Source organism: Stutzerimonas stutzeri (assembly GCF_002890915.1).
GTDB lineage: Bacteria > Pseudomonadota > Gammaproteobacteria > Pseudomonadales > Pseudomonadaceae > Stutzerimonas > Stutzerimonas stutzeri_AF.
This window is the reverse complement of the sequence record NZ_POUT01000001.1, coordinates 428,212-448,943: the sequence shown is the minus strand read 5'-3', so window position 1 is coordinate 448,943 and position 20,732 is coordinate 428,212. Positions and strand designations below refer to the sequence as shown.

Genomic DNA, 20,732 nt, shown 5'->3' with positions numbered 1-20,732 from the left:
ATGAGCATCGTTTCCCTACCGCACCACCTCAATGCCATGCGCGCGCGCCACGATGGTCCGAGCGCCGCGCGCCGTGAGCAGCTGGAGATGGTTTCCGAGCAGTTCGAGGCCATGTTCCTGCAGCAGATCCTCAAGCAGATGCGCAAGGCCGGCGACGTGCTGTCGGCCGGCAACCCGATGCGCAGCCGTGAGCTGGACACCATGCGCGACTTCTATGACGAAGTGCTGGCCGAAACCCTGGCCGGCAAGCGCCAGACCGGCATCGCCGACATGCTGGTGCAGCAGCTCTCCGGCGGCCTTGACGGCACGGCGCCGGCGCCTGCCGCGCTCGGTCTGGCCAGTGTCGGGCAGGGCGGCCAGCATGCGCTGCGCGGCACCTGGCAGCGTGGCGTCGAAGCGCTGGACAGCGCCTGGGCGGCGGGCAAGGCGGGCTTTCGCGCACTGGTAGACAGCGTCATCAAACACGAGTCCAGCGGCAACATTGCCGCCGTCTCGCCCAAGGGTGCCCGCGGGCTGATGCAGCTGATGCCCGGCACTGCCCGCGACATGGCCGCCGAGCTTGGTCTGCCCTTCGACGAAGCGCGGCTGACCAGCGATGCCGAGTACAACAAGCGTCTGGGCAGCGCCTACCTGAGCAAGATGCTCGAGCGCTACGACGGTCACCAGGCGCTGGCGCTGGCGGCCTACAACGCCGGCCCCGGCAAGGTCGACGAGTGGCTGAAGAACCATGGCGACCCGCGCCGCGGCGAGATCGATGCGGCCAGCTGGGTCCAGAAGATTCCCTACCAGGAGACCCGCGACTACACGCGCAATATTCTCGACGATCTGCAGGCCAGCGCGCCGCTGCACGATACCGAGGGGCGCGTGCTGCCGGGGCATCCGCGCTGGTCGCAGGCGGCGCCGCTTAACCGCGCGGGCGATCCGGTCGCCTTGCATGGAAATACAGCGGTTGCCGGCCGCCATCTTTCGCTGGCGTTCGCCCAACCGATCCGCATCGAATCGAAGGAAGTCCTGTCGTGAGTGTCTTGAGTCAGATTGGCTACAGCGGCGTACGCGCTTCGCAGATCGCCCTTACGGCGACCGGACAGAACATCGCCAACGTCAACACCCCCGGCTTCAGCCGCCTCGCCCCGGAGCTGCATTCGCTCGGCGGGCAGAGCGCCACCAGCATCGGCGGCGGCGTCCAGGTCAGCGGCATTCGCCGGCTGTCCAACGATTTCCAGAACCAGCAGCTGTGGCGCGCCAGCACCGAGAAGAACTACTACGGCACCAGCCAGCAGTACCTGACCGCGCTGGAAGGCCTGATCCACAGCGAAGGCTCCAGTGTCAGCGTCGGCCTCGACAACTTCTTCGCCGCGCTCAGCGAAGCCAGCTCGACGCCCGAATCCATCGCCCTGCGCCAGCAGATCATCGGCGAGGCCAAGCAGCTGGCGCAGCGCTTCAACGGCCTGAACACCAATATCGGCACTCAGCTCAACGCCCTGCAGGGCCAGCGGGTGGCGATGGTCAGCGAGATCAACGGGCTGTCCGGCAACATCGCCGAGCTGAACGCGGAAATCCTGCGGATGGAGTCGGCCGGGCAGGATACCGCCACGCTGCGCGACTACCGCGAGAACCTGATCAAGGACCTCAGCCAGTACGCCGGCATCCGCGTGCAGGAAGTGGCCGACGGCACGCTCACCGTGTCCCTGGCCAACGGCCAGCCGCTGGTGGCGGGCACCACGGCCGGCCAGTTGCGGGTGGAGCAGAACCTGGCCGGCGAGCAGGAGCTGAGCCTGGTGTTCGCCAAGACCACCTTCCCGCTGGTGCAGGACGGCCTCGGCGGTTCGCTCGGTGCCCTTTACGACATGGAATACGATGCGCTGCGCCCGGCCCAGGCCGACCTGCACGACATGGCCGCTGCGCTGGCGCAGAGGGTCAACGACACCCTCGCCGGCGGCTTCGACCTCAATGGCAATCCGGGCCAGCCGCTGTTCGTCTACACCCCCGGCAGCACCAGCGGCATGCTCGCGGTAACCGCGCTGACCCCGGAACAGCTGGCCTTCTCCTCCGCCGGGCAGAGCGGCACCGGCGAAGTCGGCAACAACGAGAACCTGCTGGCGCTGCTGGAGCTCAAGTCGGCCAGTATCGACGTCGCCGGCAGCCAGGTGCCGCTCAACGATGCCTATGCCGGGCTGGTCGGCCGCGTCGGTAGTGCCAGCCGGCAGAACCAGGCCGACCTGGCCGCCGCGACCACCGTCGCCGAGCAGGCCCAGGCCCAGCGCGACAGCGTCAGCGCGGTGAACCTGGACGAGGAAGCGGTCAACCTGATGGCCTACGAGCAGGCCTACCAGGCCAACATGAAGGTCATCAGCACCTCCAACGATCTGTTCAACGCCGTACTGGCAATGTTCTGAGCCGACTGACGAGAAGACACCATGCGCATTTCCAACGCCCAGATCACCGCCATGATGCACGGCTCGCTGAACAACAGCTCCGAGAAGCTCGGCAAGCTGATGCAGCAGATGGCCAGCGGCGAGCGCATGCTGCTGCCGTCCGACGACCCGATCTCGGCGGTCCGCGTGCTGCGCATCCAGCGCGAGGAAGCCAGCCTGACGCAGTACCGTACCAACATCGCCAGCGTCTCCGGCAACCTGTCCAAGCAGGAAGCCAATCTCAAGGCGGCCTCCGACAGCATGCTGAGCATCCGCGACCTGCTGCTGTGGGCGGCCAACGGCAGCAATACCGACGAGGACCTGTCGGCCATCGCCAACGAGCTGGAGTCGCTGGAAAACACCGTGCTCAGCTTCGCCAACGTGCGTGACGAGGAAGGCCGCTACCTGTTCTCCGGCACCCGTTCCAACCAGCCGGCGATCGCCCTGGTCGGCGGTGCCTACGTGCTGCAGGGCAATGACCAGCATCGCCAGGCGGCGGTGGCCAACGGCGTGCTGGTGGAAGAGAACGTCACCGCGGCGCAGATCTTCGGTGCTGGGGTGGGCATGCTCAACGACCTACATGCGCTGGTGCAGACGCTCAAGGACCCGGCGCTGGATTCCAGCGACCCGGCCGTGCGCGCGCAGATCACCGCGACCATGGACAACCTCGACGCCACCCATGGCCGGCTGCTCGGCGCAGTCACCGATCTTGGCGGTCGGCAGAACACCCTGACGCTGCTCAGCAGCAGCAACGAGGACGTCTCGCTGGTGAACCAGAAGATCGAGGGCGAACTGTCGCGACTGGACTACGCCGGTGCCAGCATCGACCTGAACAACTACCAGCTGTCGCTGCAGGCGACCCAGAAGACCTATCTGAAAATCAACGGCCTGACCCTGTTCGGGATGCTCTGAGGCGAGGATGCGTGAATGAAGATTGGCAAGCAGCTACCCGCTGTTTCCGCAATCAGCCCTCAGGAGCGCCGGCAGGCGCTGGTGCCCGATGCTCCTGCGGCCGACGCCCGGCGTGCCGTCGTGCCGGGCGATACCGCGCTCGCCGAGGCCGGCCACAAGAAGAGCACCAGCTTCAGCCTGCAGCTCAACCAGCAGCTGTCCTCGATGCAGTCCGCCGAGAGCTACCTGAACGATCTGCACGGGCGTCTTTCGCAGCTCAAGCTCAGCCTCAGCCGCGAGCTCGGCTCGCCCAGCCAGGCCGCTGGCCAGGAAGCCATCCGGCATGCCGTGCAGCAGGTCGGCGAACTGCTCAAGGAGCGTGGCACGCGCTCCGCCCATTCCCTGGATGCCAACCTCAAACTGCGCTTGAGCGAACCGGTGCGCAGCCGCTTCAGCCTGCAGGGGCTGGATTCGCTGGAGGCCATCCGCCAGTCCGGGCGCGAGACGCTGCTGTTCAGCGGCGGCCGCCAGCTGGCCGAGCCGGTGGCGGTGGTGCTCGATGACGAGCTCGGCGACGAGCAGATCCTCCGGCGCTTCAATGCCACCCTCGGCCAGGCCGGTATCCGCGCCGAACTCGACGACCATGGCCGGCTCAGGTTCTCCGCGCGCGAGAGCGACTGGCAGCAGCTCAAGGGCCAGCTGGCGGTGCAGGGCGAGGGCAAGCTGTTCGCCAAGGGTGGCTTCCAGCGGCTGCAGAGCCAGGAAGAGCAGCTGCTGGCCTTCCCCGAAGAGCTGCAGCTCGATTCGTTCCGCGAGCTGCGCCGCCTGCTCGACTCGGTGGTCGCCGGGCTGGAGAAGGTCACCGCGCTACGCGAGCAGCTCGGCCAGCGCCAGCGCGAGATTCGCGAGTTCCTCGCCCGCCAGGCCGATGCCGACGAGCGCCAATGGGCCCAGGATTTCTCCCGCTCGGTGTTCGACCTCATGCAGCGCAGCCCCTCCAGCTACGCCGCGGTGACCCAGACGGTGGTCGCCCAGGCCAACATCAGCCGCTTCGCAGTGGTCAGCCTGCTGTCCTGAACGCCAGCCTGCTCTTAACACGGCCGATCAGTTGTGCATCATGGCTGTGTAGAAGCCACGCCCCGCGGCGATGCGGGCCGCAGGCCTGCCCGAAGCCAAAAGCTCGCGCCGAGGTCGGCCTCCCACACAAAGCGGAAGCAGGTCGTGCACAGGTCCATCCTCCGCGCACCATTGTTGTAGGAGCCGCGCCCTCGCGGCGATGCGGGCCGTAGGCCTGCCCGAAGCTAAAAGCTCGCGCCGAGGTCGGCCCTCCCACACAAAGCGGAAGCAGGCCGTGCACAGGTCCATCCTCCGCGCACCATTGTTGTAGGAGCCGCACCCCCCGCGGCGATGCGGGCCGCAGGCCTGCCCGAAGCCAAAAGCTCGCGCCGGGGTCGGCCCTCCCACAAGAGCAAAAGCAGCCCTGTCATCCCGCGGTGTCGATCACTCGATGAACTTGATGTCCGACGGCCGCCCGACGGGCAGGGTCTGCAGCGTCTCGCCCAGCAGGCCGCTGTCCGGGTCGCGGCGCAGCAGCACCAGGCTGTCGCTGAGCTGGTTGGCCACCAGCAGGAAGCGCCCGTCCGGCGTGATGGCGAACTCCCGCGGCGCGCGACCTTCGCTGGCGCGGCGCTGGATCTCGCGCAGCGCGCCGTCGGCCTCGATGGCGAAGACGATGATGTGGTTGTAGTCGCCGCGGTCGCTGACGTAGAGAAAGCGCCCGTCGGCCGAGGTGTGGATGGCGCCCGGCGAATGGGTTTCGCCCGTGCCGGGCTCCGCGAGGTCGATCAACTGGCGCCGGATCAGCTGGCCATCGACGTGCGCGAAGCGCGCCACCTGGGCGCTGAGTTCCAGCGTGAGGTAGGCGCTCCTGCCATCCGGGGCGAATACCAGGTGTCGCGGCCCGCTGCCGGGCGGCAGCGCGATACTGGCCGGCTCGGCCGGTTGCAGCGGCCGTTCGGCATTGGCCGGATCGTAGCGGTAGACGAACACCCGGTCGGCGCCCAGGTCGCTGACGAACAGTCGCCGGCCGTCGGGCGCCGGCACCGCCGAATGCACGTGGGCCGAGCGCTGGCGTTCGGGGTGCACGCCGCTGGGCTGGTGCGCGGCGAGTTGCGTCACCGGCTGCGGCCGGCCCTGCGTATCGAGCGGGAGCACCGCCAGGCTGCCGCCGGGATTCTCCCGCGAGCCGTAGTTGCTTACGAACAGGTAGCGGCCATCGATGCTCAGGCTGGCGTGGGTCGGCTCGTCGCCGAGCGTGCTGGCCTGGCCCAGCGGCCGCAGCTCGCCGTCGTCGCCGATGGCGAAGGCGCTGACCCGACCGACCGGGTCGGGATGCCCGGGGCCGTTCTCGTTGGTGGCGTAGAGCCGGCGGCGCTGCTGGTCCAGCACCAGCCAGGACGGGTTGTGGCTGGCGACGGTCTGCAGCGGCTGCAGCTGGCCGTGCTCGGCATCGAAGCGCAGGCGGTGGATGCCGGGGCTGTCGCTGTCATGGGTGTAGCTGCCGATCAGGACGTGGGACATGGATGCTGCGATTCCCGGGGTGCTCAGGGCCAGGGTCGCGGCGAGCGCCATGCGATATGGCAGGCGGCGTGGGCGCATGCGGAGTCTCCGCGACGGTCGTGCAGACTAAGACCGCGCCTGCTGCTTTGCGATCCCGGCGGCGGCGCCTCGTTCTGGCTTCGAGGCACGGCCACGTACCAGGCCATGGCAGCCGATCACCACCGGCACGCCGAGCGAGGCCCAGCTCAGCCAGTCGCCCAGGCCCTCTGAGACCAGCCCGGCGACCAGGCCGAGGACCGACAGCAGGGCGACGATGATCGGCCATGCCCAGATGCGCATCATGCCTGCACCTGCGCGGGGCCGCGCTTGAGCCAGAGGTACAGGCCGCTGCCCAGTACGACGATGGTGAGGATGTCCAGCAGCGCCCACAGCAGCTTCAGCGGCAGGCCGCCGTAGTCGCCGAAATGCAGCGGCTCGGACAACTGCAGGGCGGTGACGTACCACGGGCGGGCGCCGGCTTCGAGCACTTCGCCGCTGGCCGGGTCCACCAGTAGCGCCTGGGTCAGCCGCGAGGTCAGCGGCGTGTCGCCGCTGAGGATCACCGCCACGTGTTCGGGCGTCGCGCGCAGGGTGCCGGGGTAGGCGATCATCGCCACCGCCATGCCCGGCGCGGCCGCCAGTACGCGGTCCACCGCCGCCTGCAGCGAGCCGTCGACGGCCGGCGCGCCGCTGGCATCGGCTGCGAGTAGCACCCGCGTCTCACCGGCCTGCAGCGCACCCACCTGGTCGGCCTGCCAGCTCTTGAAGATCAGGTCCGCCCAGGTGTTGATCACCCCGGTGAAGCCCACCGCCAGCGCCCAGACCAGCGTGACGATGCCGAGCAGGTTGTGCAGGTCCAGCCAGCGCGTGCGCGGCGCCCGTTCACGGCGCACCTCGGCGAAACGCAGCTTGCGCATGAAGGGCGCGTAGAGCACCACGCCGGAGACGATCGCCACCACCAGCAAGAGGCCCATGAAGCCGAGGAACAGCTTGCCCGGCAGCCCGGCGTAGAGGTCGACGTGCAGGCGGTACATCACGCTCATGAAGCCTTCGTCGAACGCCGGCGCGCCGAGCACCTCGGCACTGCGGGCGTCGGCCATGATCAGTGTCGATGCGCTTTCATCGGTGTCGACCCGGGTGTCGAGCTTGACGTACCAGAGATCCGGCGCGTCCTCCTCGGCGAAGAAGTACAGCGGCACCAGCCCCGGATAGGCACGCACCGCCGCCGCGGCGATCTGGTCGAGCGGGGCGCGCGGCGTGCCTTCCGGCATCGGCGGCGCCTCGATCTCGGCGCCGCTCAGGTGGTCGATCTCGTGGGAGAAGATCAGCGGCAGGCCGGTCAGGCACAGCAGCAGGACGAACAGCGTGCAGACGAGGCTGGACCACTTGTGGACCCAGCCCCAGCGACGCAGAGCGGCTGCCCGCATCAGAAGTCGACCGTGGCGCTGAGCGAGAGGGTGCGTGGGGCGCCGAGGACGAGGTAGTTGGCATTCGGATAGCCACCCACCGAGGCCCAGTAATCGCGGCCGGTCACGTTGTCCAGGCGGGCGCGCAGGGTTACGTCACGGTCATCTACGACCATGCGGTAGCGTGCGCCGAGGTCCAGGCGGGTCCAGGAAGGTGCTTCCATATCGTTGGCCGTGTCGGCGTACTGGCTGCTGGTGTAGACGACCCGGCTGGTCAGGGTCAGGCCATTGGTGCCGGGTACGTCCCATTCGCCACCGATGTTCGCCTGGGTGCGCGGCACGCCGATGGCGCGGTTGCCCTCGTCGAGGCCGTCCTGGGTGCTGGTCAGCTCCGCATCGAGCAGGGTCAGGCCGCCCAGCAGGCGTACGCCGTAGGTCGGCTCACCGAACACCGACAGCTCGAGGCCGCGGTTGCGCTGCTCGCCACCATCGCTGAACACGCCGTTTTCCACGGTGCTGAACGGGCGCTCGGTGGTGAACAGCGCCAGGCTGCCGCCGAGGTTGCCGCCATCGTACTTGATGCCCACCTCGGTCTGTTCCGAAACGTAGGGTTCCAGCGCTTCGCCGGCATTGATGATGGCGACCCCGCCGCTGGTGGCTGGCGCGATATCGCCTTTGACCAAGCCTTCGATGTAGTTGGCGTAGAGCGAAACCTCGTCGGTCAGTTGATACACCACGCCAGCGACCGGGCTGTTCTTGTAGCGGTTGTAGGAGGACAGGCGATCACCGCTGTTGTAGTCGTAGCTCTTGGCTTCGATACCCTGGCGACGTGCGCCGAGGGTGACCAGCAGGCGGTCATCCATGAAGCCCAGGGTATCGGCGATGGCCAGGCTCTGGGTGTGGGTACGCTCGGTGACGTTGGGGGCGGACATCGAACCGCCAACCCAGACGGTATCCGGCATCGCGGCGGCGAACGGATGGTAGAGATCCGCTGCATAGTTGCCCGACATGCCGTAGGCGTTGCGCGCTTCCAGGTCGAACATGGCCGCCGACATCACCCATTCGTGGGAGACGTCGCCAGTCTGGCCGCGGGCGCGCAGGCCCACTTCGCTGGTGAATACCTCCTCCTCACGCACGTTGTCGAAGCGGTAGAAGGTGCCGGCGCCCGAACTGCCTGCGGTCATGCTGGCCAAGCGGTTCTTCTCCTCGCCCTCACGCACGCCGGCGGCGAGCCAGCCGGTCACGGCGTCGGAGAAGTCGTATTCGGCGCGGAAGGTGCCGAAGGTCTGCTTCTCCTTCGAGTAGGTCCAGGGCTGGGCGAAGTTGTCCTCGGCGTCCGGCGCGCTGGGAATGCCGCCGCTGGGGGTGACGCTCGGCCGCGGATTGTCGATGAAGTGGTACTGGTGACCGATGTCGCCGGAGAGGCGGAAGTTGTCGCCCTGGTAGTCGAGGCCGAGAGCGAACATGTCGAGGGTGCGCTCCTCGTCCTCGACGGTGGTCTCGCCGGCGCGCTTGGCCGCGTTCAGGCGCACGCCGAAGCGCTCCTCGTCGCCGAAGCGACGGGCGATATCGGCATGGGTCATGGCTTGGCCACCGTTTTCGGCACCGACGGTCAGGCGCGTCAGCGGCTCGTTCGGCGCGCGCTTGGGCAGGATGTTGATCGCCCCGCCGATGCCGCTGCCACCCGGCGCCGCACCGTTGAGGAAGGTGTTGGCGCCGCGGAACACTTCCACACGCTCGATGAACTCGGCGGCCACGTACTGGCGCGGCAGCAGGCCATAGAGGCCGTTGTAGGAAATGTCGTCGGAGTAGACCGGGAAGCCGCGCACCACGTACAGCTCCTGGAAGTTACCGAAGCCGCGGGCGACGCGTACCGAGGGGTCGTTCTGCAGCACGTCGGAGACGCTGCGCGCCTGCTGGTCCTGGATCAGCTGCGAGGTGTAGGACGTCGAGGTGAACGGCGTCTCCATGTAATCGCGGTTGCCCAGGATGCCCACCCGCCCGCCGCGGGCGACCTGTTCGCCGGCGTAGGGCTGGGTCAGGCCGTCGGCCGAGGCGTCGGCGCTGGCGACCACTTGGGTTTCCGGCAGCTCGAGCGGCTCGCTGCGCGGGCTGGCCTGGCCTTCGGCCGTTTGCACCTCGTCCGAGGGCGGGGTGGCGGATTGCTGCGCCATGGCCGGAGCACCGGCGAAGCTGGCGGCAAGGCAGACGGGCAGCAGGGCGGAGACGGCACCTGTTCTACGAGGGAGGCGAAGGCTGGACATGGTGAGGCCTGACTGGGCGTGTGAAGTGTGCGGGAGGTATGCCGCCGACGGGGCGAGCGACATGGGTAGTCGCCTAGGATAATCGAATGATAATAATTCGCAACAGTGTTCAGATTGAGAATGCCCATTTGCCGGCTGGGGAATACCGGGCGCACCGCTCGCAGGCGCTGCACGCTCGGCCTGGTTCAAGCGCCGTGCGATTGAAAAAAATCCAGCGGGCCTGTCGATTCGGGTGAACGCCGCTCGACCAGTCAATGACCCCTAACCACGAGACAGGAGATGGACATGACACACGACATCCGCCAGGACGAAAGCCGCATCCGCCAGCTCCACGAGGCGTTCGAGCGCGACACCAAGGCCAAGGACCTGGAGCGGATCATGGCCCAGTACGCCGACGACCTGGTCGCCTTCGACGCGGTCGGGGCGCTGCAATTCAAGGGCGTGGACGAGTACCGCGCGCACTGGCAGCGCTGCTTCGAGTTCTGCCAGGGCGAGGGCTTTTTCGAGTCCCACGAGCTGCACGTGACGGTGGGCGGCGACCTGGCCTACAGCCGCATGCTCAACCATTGCGGCGGGCCCAACGCCGAGGGCGAAATGCAGACCGGCTGGATGCGCGGCACCCGGGTCTGGGCCCGGCGCGGCGGCGACTGGAAGGTCATCCACGAGCATTTCTCGATGCCCTTCGATATGGAAACCGGCCAGGTCTGCATGTCGCAAGAGTCGTCGTCCGGCCAGCAACGGGCGGGTTGAGCGGTATTCGTCGCCCGCCGACGCGCATCCGGCTGCCGGCTGCTAGCTTTTCTCCGTGCCCGGCAGACGGAGAGCGTCATGAAATACCTGTGCCTGATCTATTACGACGAGCAGCGTGTCGACGAGATGAGCGACGAACAGTGGCAGGCGCTGGTCGCGCGCTGCCTGGCCTGTGGCGAGGCGCTGCGCGCCAGCGGCCACATGCTCGCCGGCGAGCCGCTGCAGGCGGTGCGCACGGCGCGCACGGTGAGGGTCCGCGACGGCGTCGCCACGGTGGTCGATGGACCGTTCGCCGAAACCCGCGAGCAATTGGCCGGCTTCTACCTGATCGAGGCGGTCGATCAGGCCGAGGCCGAGGCCATCGCCGCGAAGATCCCACCGGCGACGCTCGGCTGCGTCGAGGTGCGCCCGCTGCGCCAGTTGCCGCAGCGCTGACATGCGCGGCAGCGGACAAGCCGCGACGGCGGTGGTCGAGGCGATCTACCGCGCCGAGTCGCGCCGGGTGCTGGCGACCCTGATCCGCCTGCTGGGCGACTTCGATCGCGCCGAGGAGGCCTTGCACGATGCCTTCGCCGCGGCACTGCAGCAGTGGCCACGCGACGGCGTGCCGGACAGCCCGCGTGCCTGGCTGGTGTCCGCCGGGCGCTTCAAGGCCATCGACGCCCTGCGCCGGCGCGCGCGGTTCGACGCCTCGCTGCGGCTGCTGGCCGAGCAACTGGAGGACGAGGCGCATGAAGCGGAGCTCGACGAGGTGGAAGACGATCGTCTGCGGCTGATCTTCACCTGCTGCCACCCGGCGCTGCCGGCCGATGCGCGCGTGGCGCTGACCCTGCGCGAAGTCTGCGACCTGACCACCGAGGAGATCGCGCGGGCCTTCCTCGCCGCACCCGCCACCATCGCCCAGCGCATCGTGCGCGCCAAGGCGCGGATCCGCGACGCGCAGATCCCCTATCGCGTGCCGGAGCGCGAGGAACTGCCGGCGCGGCTCGACAGCGTGCTGCGGGTGATCTACCTGGTGTTCAACGAGGGCTATTCGGCCTCGGCGGGAGCGTCGCTGACCCGTGCCGACCTGTGCGCGGAAGCCATCCGCCTCGGCCGGTTGCTGCTGGAGCTGCTGCCCGATGCCGAGGTGATGGGCCTGCTGGCGCTGATGCTGCTGCACGAGGCACGCCGCGCCGCGCGTACCGATGCGGCCGGCGAACTGGTGCGGCTGGAGGAGCAGGACCGCAGCGCCTGGGATCGGCGGCTGATCGCCGAGGGTTCGTTGCTGGTGCGCCGCGCCCTGGCCAGCGGCGACTCCGGGCCCTATGCGCTGCAGGCGGCAATCGTCGCCGTGCATGCCGAGGCGCCGAGCGCGGCGCAGACCGACTGGGCGCAGATCGTCCGGCTCTACGACGTGCTGCTCGGCCTGGCCCAGTCGCCGGTGGTGGAACTGAACCGCGCGGTGGCCGTGGCGATGCGCGACGGCCCGGCGGCCGGGCTGCGCCTGGTGGACGCGCTGCTGGCGCGCGGCGACCTGCGCGACTACCACCTGAGCCACGCCGCCCGTGCTGACCTGCTGCGGCGATTGATGCGTATCGAGGAGGCCCGCGAAGCCTACCGTACGGCCTTGCAACTGGTGCGGCTGGAACCGGAACGGCGCTTCCTGCAGCAGCGGCTGGATGAGTTGGCGTAGCTGCGTCAGGCCGAGGGCTCCCACGCTCCAGCGTGGGAGCCCTGCTGTGGATGCTCTGCGCCCAGCGACACGGAGCATGGGAGCGATCAGCATGCGCACCGGCTTTTCGGAACTGCTTCTCGTAGGAGCCGGCTTGCCGGCGATGAGGCGTATCGATCACCTTCCAAGCGCCGAGTGGGCACGGATCGCCGGCAAGCCGGCTCCTACCTATAGGTCGGGGCTAGCGGCGGATCAGTTGTCCGTGCTGCCGGCCGGCAGGTAATCACCGCGGCTCAGGCCATGGCGCTGCATCTTCTCGTTGAGGGTGCGCCGCGGCAGCTGCAGCAGGGCCATGACCTCGGCGATGTTGCCCTTGCATTGCTGCAGGGCGCTGTGCAGGCACTGCGCCTCGAAGGCTTCCATCTGCTCGGCCAGCGACTGGCCGCCGCTGCCGGCCGGTGCCGGGGCGCTGAGGCCGAGGGCGTGGCGTTCGGCGGCATTGATCAGCTCGCGCACGTTGCCCGGCCAGTCATGGGCGAGCAGCTGCGTCAGCTCGGCGGGGGGCACCGGCGGCGCCTCGCGGCCATGGCGCTGGGCGGCCTGCTGGACGAAGTGCTCGAACAGCAGCGGAATGTCCTCGCGGCGCTCGCGCAACGGCGGGATGTGCAGCTCGGCGACGTTCAGCCGGTACAGCAGGTCCTCGCGGAAACGCCCGCCGCGCACTTCCTCGAGCAGGTCCGGCTTGGCCGCGCTGATCACCCGCAGGTCGACCGCGATGCTGCGGTTGGAGCCCAGCCGTTCCAGGCTCTTTTCCTGCAGCACGCGCAGCAGCTTGACCTGTTGCGCCAGTGGCATGCTCTCGATCTCGTCGAGGAACAGCGTACCGCCGGCGGCGTGCTCGATACGGCCGATGCGCTTGCCCTGGGCGCCGGTGAAGGCGCCGCTCTCGTGGCCGAACAGTTCGCTCTCGAAGATGGTTTCCGGGATCGCCGCGCAGTTGAGCGCGACGAAGGGGCCGCCGGCGCGCGGGCTGAAGTCGTGCAGGCAGCGCGCGACCTGTTCCTTGCCGCTGCCGGTCTCGCCGCGGATCAGCACGTTGACGTCGGTGCCGGCCAATTCCAGCACCTGCCGGCGCAGGGTTTCCATGGCCCGCGAGACGCCGAGCAGCTGCGATTCGATGCGCCCCTTGCGGGCGAACTGCTCGCGCAGCTGGCGGTTCTCGCAGACCAGCCGGCGCTTGTCCATGGCGCGGCGCACGCTGTCGAGCAGGCGCTCGGGGGTGAAGGGTTTCTCGATGAAGTCGTAGGCGCCCTGGCGCAGCGCCTGCACCGCCATGGGCACGTCGCCGTGGCCGGTGACCATGATCACTGGCAGGTCGGCATCCAGCGCCACCAGCTGTTCCAGCAGGCCGAGGCCGTCGAGGTCGGGCATGCGCACGTCGCTGATCAGTACGCCGGGGAAGTCGCGGCCGAGCGCCGCCAGCCCGTCGCGGGCGCGGGCGAAGGTGCGCACGCTGAAGCCGGACAGCTCCAGCCATTGCTGCACCGCCTGGCGGATCGCCGCCTCGTCGTCGATGAAGATTACCTGCCCGCCCATTGTCGATCCTCGCTCGGCCGCTCGCCGCGGCAGTTTACCCGGCGGCGTGCAGCTCGACAGCCGGCAATGTCAGGGTGAACACCGCACCCTGGTCGTCGTTGTGCGCCTCGAGGCTGCCGCCGAGATCGCGGACGATGCCGTAGGACACCGCCAGGCCCAGGCCCAGGCCCTGGCCCACCGGCTTGGTGGTGAAGAAGGGCTCGAACACCTGCTCCAGGTGCTCGCCGGCGATGCCGCCGCCATTGTCGGCGACGCTGAGCCGCCAAGCGTCGCCGACGCGCTGGCAGAGGATGCGCAGGCGCCGCTGCGGGCGTCCGGCCATGGCGTCCAGGGCGTTGTGCAGCAGGTTGATCAGCACCTGCTCGAGGCGGATGGCATCGCCGCTGACCCAGGCCTCGGCCGGTACCTGGCGGAACACCTCGACCTGCTCGCTGCGGATGCGCGGTGCCAGCAACTGCAGCGCCTGCTCCAGCACCTCGGCCAGGCTCAGGCGCTGGGGCAGCCCAGCCGGGCTCTTGCGGGCGAAGGTCTTCAGGTGGCCGGTCAGCGCGGCCATGCGTTCGAGTAGCCCCTCGACGTGGCCCAGGCCTTCGCGCACCTCGGTGTCGCGGCCGCTGTCGAGCAGCAGGCGCAGGCTGGCCAGCTGCATGCGCAGGGCGGTCAGCGGCTGGTTGATCTCGTGGGCCAGCGCCGCGGACATCTGCCCCAGCGCGGCCATGCGCGCGGCGTGCACCAGCTCGTCCTGGGCGGTGCGCAGCTCACGGGTGCGCTCGTGCACCAGCCGTTCCAGTTCGCTGCGGCTGCGCTGCTCGACGCGGCGGGTCTTGCGCCGCTGGGCCAGGTAGAGCAGCAGGAAGGCCAGGGTCATCCACACGCCGGCGGCGGCCAGTCGATAGCTGCGCACGCTGGCGACCACCGACTGCGGTTCCTGCAGCAGGTGCAGGGTCCAGTCCTCTTCCGGCAACTGCAGGCTTTGCCAGAGATAGTCGCGCCGCCCGTCGGGACCGTCCACCTGGCGCCGCTCGCTGCCTTCGCCGAGCGCTTGCAGGCGCGTGCTCTGCAACGGCTGCAGGGTCTGCTCGGCGTAGCGGCGGGCAGCCACCAGGCGGCTGCGTACCTCGTCGCTGAGCGGGCGCAGGTGGCGGAAGCGCCAGGCGGGGCGGTTGGTGAGGATGACGATGTCCAGCGAATCGGCGATCAGCAGGATGCCCGACTGGCCGGCCCAGCTGCGCTGCATGTCTTCCAGTTCGAGCTTGACCACCAGCACGCCGATCACCTCGCCGGCGGCATTCTTCACCGAACTGGAGAGGAAGTAGCCGGGGATGCCGGTGGTCACGCCGACGGCGAAGTAGCGGCCGCTGTCGTTCGCCAGCGCATCGCGGAAATACGGGCGGAAGGCGTAGTTGTAGCCGACGAAGCTGCTCCAGTCGCGCCAGTTGCTGGCAGCGATGGTTTCGCCTTGGCGGTCGAGCAAATACAGCACCGAGGAACCGGCCGCATGGTTCTGCTGCTCCAGGCGCCGATTGAGCCGTTTGCGCAGCTGCTGGTCGTTAGGCGCGGCGAGCAGGGCCTGGATGTCGCTGTCCAGTGCCAGCAACGCCGGCACCGAGCGGAAGCGTTCGACCTGGGTATGGATCGCCTGGGCATAGAGCTCCAGCTGCCCGCGTGCTTCCTGGCCGCGCTCGGCCCAGGCGCGCTCCTCGGCGAGGCGGCCGGCCCAGTACATGCTGAGCAGCAGGCCGACGAGGATCAGCGCAACGATCAGGATGACACGCAGACGGCTGGACATTGCAGGCCTGTGGCGCTCGCGGAAGGAGGCGACGATGTTAAGCGAAAGCCGGGCCCTGTGCAGGTCTGAAGGTAGCGGTCCGCACAAGACCTTTGGTTTCGTGTGGACACTGTTTGATATCAAAATGATATCATCGATATACTCTGGCGATTCGTATCGTGTCGAGCAGGGATTGCTTGTACGGGTCGGCCTGGGCCGCCCGCAGCTAGTCGAGGTCCGCTTTGCTCAGGAAGATTCTTGTCAGCCAGCTCCGCTTCGGGATGTACGTTCATGCGCTCGAGGGGAGCTGGTTCGATCACCCGTTCTGGCGCAGCAAATTCTTGCTGAGCGATCCGGCGGATCTGCAGGCCTTGCGCGGCAGTGGCGTCAAGGCTGTCTGGATCGACGTGAAAAAAGGCCTGGATGTCGTTTTCGCGCCTGCCGCGCCGGAGGAGGTGCTGGCAGCGGTGACGGAGGAGCAGCCCAGTGCACCGCGTGGGCAACCGCAGCGCTGTAGCGTCAGGGATGAACTTCAACGTGCAAGGCTATTGCTCAAACGTTCCCGGGAGCAGGTGACTTCGTTGTTCAACGAGGCGCGCCTGGGGCAGGCGGTCGATCCGCAGCAGTGCCTGCCGCTGGTCGAACAGATTTCCGATTCTTTGGTGCGCAATAGCTCGGCCCTGCTGGGCTTGGCGCGGTTGAAGACCCGGGACGAATACACCTATATGCATTCGGTGGCGGTCTGTGTGCTGATGGTGGCGCTGGCACGGCAACTGGGCATGAGCGAGGACGAGGTCCAGGAAGCGGGAATGGCTGGCTTGCTGCACGATATCGGCAAGATGGCCATGCCGCTCGACGTGCTGAACAAGCCCGGCAAGCTGAGCGATGACGAGTACGCGATCATGCGCAGCCACCCCGAGCGCGGGCATGCCATGCTGCTTACCGCGGAAACGGCCGTTTCCGCGGCGGTATTGGACGTCTGCCTGCATCACCATGAAAAGGTCGATGGCAGCGGCTATCCACATGGGCTGGCGGGTGAGCAGATCAGCCAACTGGCGCGGATGGGTGCCATCTGCGATGTCTACGACGCGATCACCTCCAACCGTCCCTACAAGGCCGCGTGGGACGCGTCGGGCTCGCTGGCCCGGATGGCGCAGTGGAAGGGGCATTTCGACACGCACCTGTTGCACGCGTTCGTGCGCACGGTCGGCATCTATCCGCTGGGCTCACTGGTGCGCTTGCAATCGGGCCGGCTCGGTGTCGTCATCGAGCACAATCCCGAGCAACTGACCGCGCCGCGGCTGAAGCTGTTCTTTTCCTCCCGCACCCGGGCGGCGATACCGCAAGAGGAGCTGGATCTGTCCAGCAGACACTGCAGCGACCGCATCGTCGGCCGGGAAGATCCGGCTGCCTGGGGCTTCACTGACCTGGATGACTTCTGGTCCTAGAGGGCCCTGGCGGTCGTCAAGGCGGGGCCATTGCGAATAGAATGCCGGCCCCTGGCACGATTCTTCCGCTAAATAGCCCCGACGAGAGCCCGTATCGCCCATGACCTGGCTGCCCAGTCCGCCATAGCGCTCCGCCCCCGCGTCACCCTGCGACTGCCTGTCATGGAGGCGGTCGTACGCTGCTGTCCGTCCCATGCATGGACAGCTGATCGAATTCCGAACTGAAAACTCGCCTTGTATCGCTGCCGGCCATTCCCGTGGTCTGCAAGTCGGTGCTTTTGCTCTGGATATACCGATGCTGCATACACTCAAACAGAACTGGTTCTCCAACGTCCGTGGCGACCTGCTGTCCGGGCTCGTCGTGGCCCTGGCGCTGATTCCCGAGGCCATCGCCTTTTCCATCATTGCCGGGGTCGACCCGCGGGTCGGCCTGTACGCGTCGTTCTGCATCGCGGTGGTGATCGCGTTCGTCGGCGGCCGCCCGGGCATGATTTCGGCCGCCACCGGTGCCATGGCGCTGCTGATGGTGACGCTGGTGCGCGAGCACGGCCTGCAGTACCTGCTGGCGGCGACTCTGTTGTGCGGTGTGCTGCAGATCGGCGCCGGCTACCTGCGGCTCGGTTCGCTGATGCGCTTCGTCTCGCGCTCGGTGGTCACCGGCTTCGTCAACGCCCTGGCGATCCTGATCTTCATGGCCCAGCTGCCGGAACTGACCAACGTCACCTGGCACGTCTACGCGATGACGGCGGGGGGCCTGGGCATCATCTACCTGTTCCCCCGTGTGCCGAAGCTCGGCAAGGTCATTCCTTCGCCGCTGGTGTGCATCCTTTCGATGACCGCGGTGGCGATCTACCTGGGCCTGGATATCCGCACCGTCGGCGACATGGGCGAGCTGCCCGATACCCTGCCGGTCTTCCTCTGGCCGCAGGTGCCGCTGACCTTCGAGACCCTGGCGATCATCTTCCCGTATTCCGCCGCGCTGGCAGTGGTCGGCCTGCTGGAGTCGCTGATGACCGCGACCATCGTCGACGAGCTGACCGACACCGGCAGCGACAAGAACCGCGAGTGCAAGGGCCAGGGCATCGCCAACATCGCCTCCGGCCTGTTCGGCGGCATGGCCGGCTGCGCGATGATCGGCCAATCGGTGATCAACGTGAAATCCGGTGGCCGCACGCGCCTGTCGACACTGGTCGCCGGGGTGGTGCTGTTGCTGCTGGTGGTGTTCTTCAGCGACTGGGTCAGCCGGATTCCCATGGCGGCGCTGGTGGCGGTGATGATCATGGTATCCATCGGCACCTTCAGCTGGGATTCGCTGCGCAACCTCAAGCGCTACCCGCTCTCGACTAATATCGTCATGGTGGTCACCGTGGTCGTCGTGGTGTTCACCCACAACCTGGCCTACGGTGTATTCGCCGGTGTGCTGCTGGCGGCGATGTTCTTCGCCAACAAGGTGGGTCACTACCTGGCCATCGACTCCGAACCGGACGCCGCCGGCAATCAGCGTAGCTACCGGGTGGTGGGGCAGGTGTTCTTCAGCTCCTCGGACAAGTTCACTGCGGCGTTCGATTTCAAGGAGGCGCTGGGCAAGGTGACCATCGACCTGTCCCGCGCGCATTTCTGGGACATCACTGCGGTATCCGCGCTGGACAAGGTGGTGCTCAAGTTCCGTCGCGAGGGCACCGAGGTCGAGGTGCTGGGCCTGAACGAGGCCAGCGCGACCATCGTCGACCGCTTTGGGGTGCATGACAAACCCGATGCCATCGACAAGCTCATGAGTCACTGACCAGGAGGACGAAATGACCCACGTAATGGCGTGTATCGACGGTTCCCCACAGGCTGCGGCGGTCGGCGACTGCGCGGTCTGGGCCAGCCAGCGCCTGGGGGCGCCGCTGACTCTGCTGCATGTGCTGGACCGGCAGCAATATCCGGTGTCGGGCGACCTCAGCGGCATCATCGGCCTGGGCAGCCGGGAATTCCTCCTGCACGAGCTGGCGACGCTGGACGAGAAGCGCGCCAAGCTGGCGCTGGAAGAAGGCCGGCTGCTACTGGATGCGGCGCGACAGCGGGCGATCGCGGCCGGCAGCGCGCAACCGGAGTGCCGGCAGCGGCACGGCGATCTGGTCGAGACGCTGTACGAACTGCAGGACGAGACCCGCCTGCTGGTGATCGGCCGCCAGGGCGAGGACAGTGGCGATGCCATCCGGCACATCGGCAGCCAGCTGGAAAACGTGATCCGCGCGCTGCATCGCCCGATCCTGGTCACGCCCGGCAGTTTCGAGGTGCCGCGCAGCGTGATGCTGGCCTTCGACGGCAGCGCCACCAGCCACAAGGGCGTCGAGATGCTGGCCGCCAGCCCGTTATTCAGCGGTTTGCCGATTCACCTGGTGATGGTCGGCGCCGAGACCGACGACGCCCGTGCCCAGTTGGAGGCCGCACGCGACAGGTTGAGTGCCAGCGGTTTCGAGGCGCATGTCGCCATGCGCAACGGGGAGGTGGAGCCGGCGCTGCATGCCTATCAGGCCGAGCACGGCATCGATCTGCTGGTGATGGGCGCCTACGGCCATTCGCGGATCCGCCAGTTCTTCGTCGGCAGTACCACCACCGGCATGATCCGCACGACCAATACCCCGCTGCTGTTGCTGCGCTGACCGCCGGGCCCGCATCGGCGCGGGCCCGGCAGGGGTCAGCCGTACAGGTCGGCGCGGGTCCAGGGCAACTCGTGGGAGCCGTCCGGCAGCGGCTTGCTGGCGAGGATCTGGTGCAGGTCGATCCAGTCGCGGCGAAAGCCATAGGCACAGCCGGCCAGGTACACCCGCCAGATCCGCAAGGCGCGCTCGGGAACCAGCTGCTGGGCCTGTTGCAGATGCGTCTCGAGACGCTGGCTCCACAGCTGCAACGTGCGCGCGTAATGCAGGCGCAGGCTTTCCACGTCGACGATCTCCAGTCCCGACTCGCTGATGCAGCTGCTGATCTTCACCAGATGCGGCAGTTCCCCGTGGGGAAAGACGTAGCGGTCGATGAACTCGCCGGCCCCGTGACCGACCGGCCGCCCGTCCAGATGCCGCGAGGTGATGCCATGGTTGAGCACCAGCCCGCCCGGGCGCACTGCGCCGAACAGCCGCTGGCAGTACAGCGGCAGGTTGGCATGGCCGACGTGCTCGAACATGCCGACACTGACCGCCTTGTCGAAGCGGCCATCCTGGGGCAGGTCGCGATAGTCCATCAGCTCCAGCGTCACCCGGTCCTGCAGGCCCTCGGCGGCGACCCGCTCACGGGCCAGCGTGAGCTGTTCGCGGCTCAAGGTGATGCCGAACACCTCGGCGCCGAACTCGCGGGCGGCGAAGCGTGCCAGCCCGCCCCAGCCGCAGCCGACATCGAGCAGGCGGTCGCCGGGCTTGAGCCGCAGCTTGCGGCAGAGCAGGCGCAGCTTGGCCTGCTGCGCCTGGTCGAGATCCTCCTGGCCGGTTTCGAAATAGGCACAGGAGTAGACCATGTCCCGGTCCAGCCAGAGCCGGTAGAAATCGTTGGACAGGTCGTAGTGGTAGGAGATCGCCTCGGCATCGGTGGCCTTGTCATGCGCCTCGCGAGCAGGCAGGGGGAAATCGTCCTCGCCCAGCGCGCGGCTCATCTCGTCGCCGATGCGGATGACCTCTTCGAGAGGCCCCAGCAGGTCTATCTGTCCCTCGACATAGGCGGCACCGAGTAGATCCAGGCTGGGATGTGCCAGTTGCGTGATCAGGTTGGAATCCCGGATAACCAGGGTGACGCTTGGGGACGGCCCGAGGTCGATCTCCTTGCCATCCCACAGCCTCAACTTCAGCGGCAAGGCGAGTTCTTTAAGGGCCGGTAGCAATGTTGCCAGCATGCTCGATCTCCTTTTATTGCATCGTAGGAATCCTAGACCATGAATTTGCAAACTGTAGGCTATTGTGATGATAGTTTC

Annotated in this window: 17 protein-coding genes; 10 read left to right on the top strand and 7 right to left on the bottom strand. The window is 67.7% G+C overall.

Going from position 1 to position 20,732, the window contains the following annotated elements:
* The 4 genes from CXK94_RS02090 to CXK94_RS02075 are packed head-to-tail and all read left to right on the top strand — an operon-like array spanning position 1 to position 4,382.
* Positions 1-1,020 (top strand): transglycosylase SLT domain-containing protein, encoded by a 1,020-nt coding sequence (locus CXK94_RS02090; RefSeq protein WP_102893103.1) that lies wholly within the window; start codon positions 1-3, stop codon positions 1,018-1,020.
* Positions 1,017-2,396, top strand: a complete 1,380-nt coding sequence (gene flgK, locus CXK94_RS02085; RefSeq protein WP_037042125.1) for a flagellar hook-associated protein FlgK — start codon at positions 1,017-1,019, stop codon at positions 2,394-2,396. The genes CXK94_RS02090 and flgK overlap by 4 nt, the downstream gene beginning before the upstream one ends.
* Positions 2,397-2,417: 21 nt before the next feature.
* Positions 2,418-3,326, top strand: a complete 909-nt coding sequence (flgL, locus tag CXK94_RS02080) for a flagellar hook-associated protein FlgL (protein ID WP_102893102.1) — start codon at positions 2,418-2,420, stop codon at positions 3,324-3,326.
* A gap of 15 nt (positions 3,327-3,341) precedes the next feature.
* Positions 3,342-4,382 carry a hypothetical protein gene (locus CXK94_RS02075; RefSeq protein ID WP_102893101.1) on the top strand — a complete coding sequence of 347 codons (1,041 nt, stop codon included), beginning with the start codon at positions 3,342-3,344 and terminating at the stop codon, positions 4,380-4,382.
* Positions 4,383-4,805: 423 nt separating this feature from the next.
* Here CXK94_RS02075 and CXK94_RS02070 read toward each other — a convergent pair whose 3' ends face one another.
* From CXK94_RS02070 to CXK94_RS02055, 4 genes are read right to left on the bottom strand one after another with little or no spacing between them, the layout of a single operon-like run.
* The gene (locus CXK94_RS02070; RefSeq protein WP_102893100.1) at positions 4,806-5,963 is read right to left on the bottom strand and encodes a lactonase family protein; all 1,158 of its coding nucleotides are present in this window, start codon (positions 5,961-5,963) and stop codon (positions 4,806-4,808) included.
* Between the two features lie 27 nt (positions 5,964-5,990).
* Positions 5,991-6,206 carry a hypothetical protein gene (locus tag CXK94_RS02065; RefSeq protein ID WP_102893099.1) on the bottom strand — a complete coding sequence of 72 codons (216 nt, stop codon included), beginning with the start codon at positions 6,204-6,206 and terminating at the stop codon, positions 5,991-5,993.
* Positions 6,203-7,330, bottom strand: a complete 1,128-nt coding sequence (locus tag CXK94_RS02060) for a PepSY-associated TM helix domain-containing protein (RefSeq protein WP_102893098.1) — start codon at positions 7,328-7,330, stop codon at positions 6,203-6,205. Before CXK94_RS02060 ends, CXK94_RS02065 begins: the two co-directional genes overlap by 4 nt.
* Positions 7,330-9,573: a TonB-dependent receptor gene (locus CXK94_RS02055; RefSeq protein ID WP_102893097.1), complete on the bottom strand. Its 2,244-nt coding sequence runs from the start codon at positions 9,571-9,573 to the stop codon at positions 7,330-7,332. Before CXK94_RS02055 ends, CXK94_RS02060 begins: the two co-directional genes overlap by 1 nt.
* Before the next feature lie 285 nt (positions 9,574-9,858).
* Here CXK94_RS02055 and CXK94_RS02050 point away from each other — a divergent pair, with 285 nt between their 5' ends.
* From CXK94_RS02050 to CXK94_RS02040, 3 genes are all read left to right on the top strand, one after another.
* Positions 9,859-10,323, top strand: coding sequence for a YybH family protein (locus CXK94_RS02050; protein ID WP_102893096.1), 465 nt, complete (start codon positions 9,859-9,861; stop codon positions 10,321-10,323).
* Positions 10,324-10,401: 78 nt separating this feature from the next.
* Entirely contained in the window at positions 10,402-10,758 is a 357-nt protein-coding gene (locus tag CXK94_RS02045) for a YciI family protein (RefSeq protein ID WP_037042136.1), read from the top strand.
* 1 nt (position 10,759) lies between these two features.
* Positions 10,760-11,998 carry an RNA polymerase sigma factor gene (locus tag CXK94_RS02040; RefSeq protein ID WP_102893095.1) on the top strand — a complete coding sequence of 413 codons (1,239 nt, stop codon included), beginning with the start codon at positions 10,760-10,762 and terminating at the stop codon, positions 11,996-11,998.
* A gap of 231 nt (positions 11,999-12,229) precedes the next feature.
* On the opposite strand, the gene CXK94_RS02035 is transcribed toward CXK94_RS02040, so the two are convergent.
* On the bottom strand, positions 12,230-13,573 hold the full coding sequence (locus CXK94_RS02035) for a sigma-54-dependent transcriptional regulator (RefSeq protein ID WP_102893094.1): 1,344 nt from the start codon (positions 13,571-13,573) through the stop codon (positions 12,230-12,232).
* Between the two features lie 34 nt (positions 13,574-13,607).
* Positions 13,608-15,362, bottom strand: coding sequence for a sensor histidine kinase (locus tag CXK94_RS02030; RefSeq protein WP_102893093.1), 1,755 nt, complete (start codon positions 15,360-15,362; stop codon positions 13,608-13,610).
* A gap of 221 nt (positions 15,363-15,583) precedes the next feature.
* On the opposite strand from CXK94_RS02030, the gene CXK94_RS02025 reads away from it, so the two are divergent.
* The 3 genes from CXK94_RS02025 to CXK94_RS02015 all read left to right on the top strand — a co-directional run bounded on the left by CXK94_RS02025 (position 15,584) and on the right by CXK94_RS02015 (position 19,437).
* Entirely contained in the window at positions 15,584-16,789 is a 1,206-nt protein-coding gene (locus CXK94_RS02025) for an HD-GYP domain-containing protein (RefSeq protein ID WP_102893092.1), read from the top strand.
* A gap of 295 nt (positions 16,790-17,084) precedes the next feature.
* Positions 17,085-18,572, top strand: coding sequence for a SulP family inorganic anion transporter (locus tag CXK94_RS02020; protein ID WP_102893091.1), 1,488 nt, complete (start codon positions 17,085-17,087; stop codon positions 18,570-18,572).
* 13 nt (positions 18,573-18,585) lie between these two features.
* Positions 18,586-19,437 carry a universal stress protein gene (locus CXK94_RS02015; protein WP_102893090.1) on the top strand — a complete coding sequence of 284 codons (852 nt, stop codon included), beginning with the start codon at positions 18,586-18,588 and terminating at the stop codon, positions 19,435-19,437.
* A 35-nt stretch (positions 19,438-19,472) separates the two neighbouring features.
* Here the strand turns inward: CXK94_RS02015 and cfaB are convergent, their stop codons facing one another.
* Positions 19,473-20,654 carry a C17 cyclopropane fatty acid synthase CfaB gene (gene cfaB, locus CXK94_RS02010; RefSeq protein ID WP_102893089.1) on the bottom strand — a complete coding sequence of 394 codons (1,182 nt, stop codon included), beginning with the start codon at positions 20,652-20,654 and terminating at the stop codon, positions 19,473-19,475.
* Positions 20,655-20,732: the final 78 nt, after the last annotated feature.

What these genes read in the sequence shown, in the direction of transcription:
- CXK94_RS02040 (WP_102893095.1), top strand. Translation starts at nt 10,760, where the DNA reads ATGCGCGGCAGCGGACAAGCCGCGACGGCGGTGGTCGAGGCGATCTAC.
- CXK94_RS02035 (WP_102893094.1), bottom strand. Translation starts at nt 13,573, where the DNA reads ATGGGCGGGCAGGTAATCTTCATCGACGACGAGGCGGCGATCCGCCAG.
- CXK94_RS02090 (WP_102893103.1), top strand. Translation starts at nt 1, where the DNA reads ATGAGCATCGTTTCCCTACCGCACCACCTCAATGCCATGCGCGCGCGC.
- CXK94_RS02075 (WP_102893101.1), top strand. Translation starts at nt 3,342, where the DNA reads ATGAAGATTGGCAAGCAGCTACCCGCTGTTTCCGCAATCAGCCCTCAG.
- CXK94_RS02055 (WP_102893097.1), bottom strand. Translation starts at nt 9,573, where the DNA reads ATGTCCAGCCTTCGCCTCCCTCGTAGAACAGGTGCCGTCTCCGCCCTG.
- CXK94_RS02070 (WP_102893100.1), bottom strand. Translation starts at nt 5,963, where the DNA reads ATGCGCCCACGCCGCCTGCCATATCGCATGGCGCTCGCCGCGACCCTG.
- CXK94_RS02050 (WP_102893096.1), top strand. Translation starts at nt 9,859, where the DNA reads ATGACACACGACATCCGCCAGGACGAAAGCCGCATCCGCCAGCTCCAC.
- CXK94_RS02065 (WP_102893099.1), bottom strand. Translation starts at nt 6,206, where the DNA reads ATGATGCGCATCTGGGCATGGCCGATCATCGTCGCCCTGCTGTCGGTC.
- CXK94_RS02020 (WP_102893091.1), top strand. Translation starts at nt 17,085, where the DNA reads ATGCTGCATACACTCAAACAGAACTGGTTCTCCAACGTCCGTGGCGAC.
- CXK94_RS02060 (WP_102893098.1), bottom strand. Translation starts at nt 7,330, where the DNA reads ATGCGGGCAGCCGCTCTGCGTCGCTGGGGCTGGGTCCACAAGTGGTCC.
- cfaB (WP_102893089.1), bottom strand. Translation starts at nt 20,654, where the DNA reads ATGCTGGCAACATTGCTACCGGCCCTTAAAGAACTCGCCTTGCCGCTG.
- CXK94_RS02030 (WP_102893093.1), bottom strand. Translation starts at nt 15,362, where the DNA reads ATGTCCAGCCGTCTGCGTGTCATCCTGATCGTTGCGCTGATCCTCGTC.
- CXK94_RS02045 (WP_037042136.1), top strand. Translation starts at nt 10,402, where the DNA reads ATGAAATACCTGTGCCTGATCTATTACGACGAGCAGCGTGTCGACGAG.
- flgL (WP_102893102.1), top strand. Translation starts at nt 2,418, where the DNA reads ATGCGCATTTCCAACGCCCAGATCACCGCCATGATGCACGGCTCGCTG.
- CXK94_RS02015 (WP_102893090.1), top strand. Translation starts at nt 18,586, where the DNA reads ATGACCCACGTAATGGCGTGTATCGACGGTTCCCCACAGGCTGCGGCG.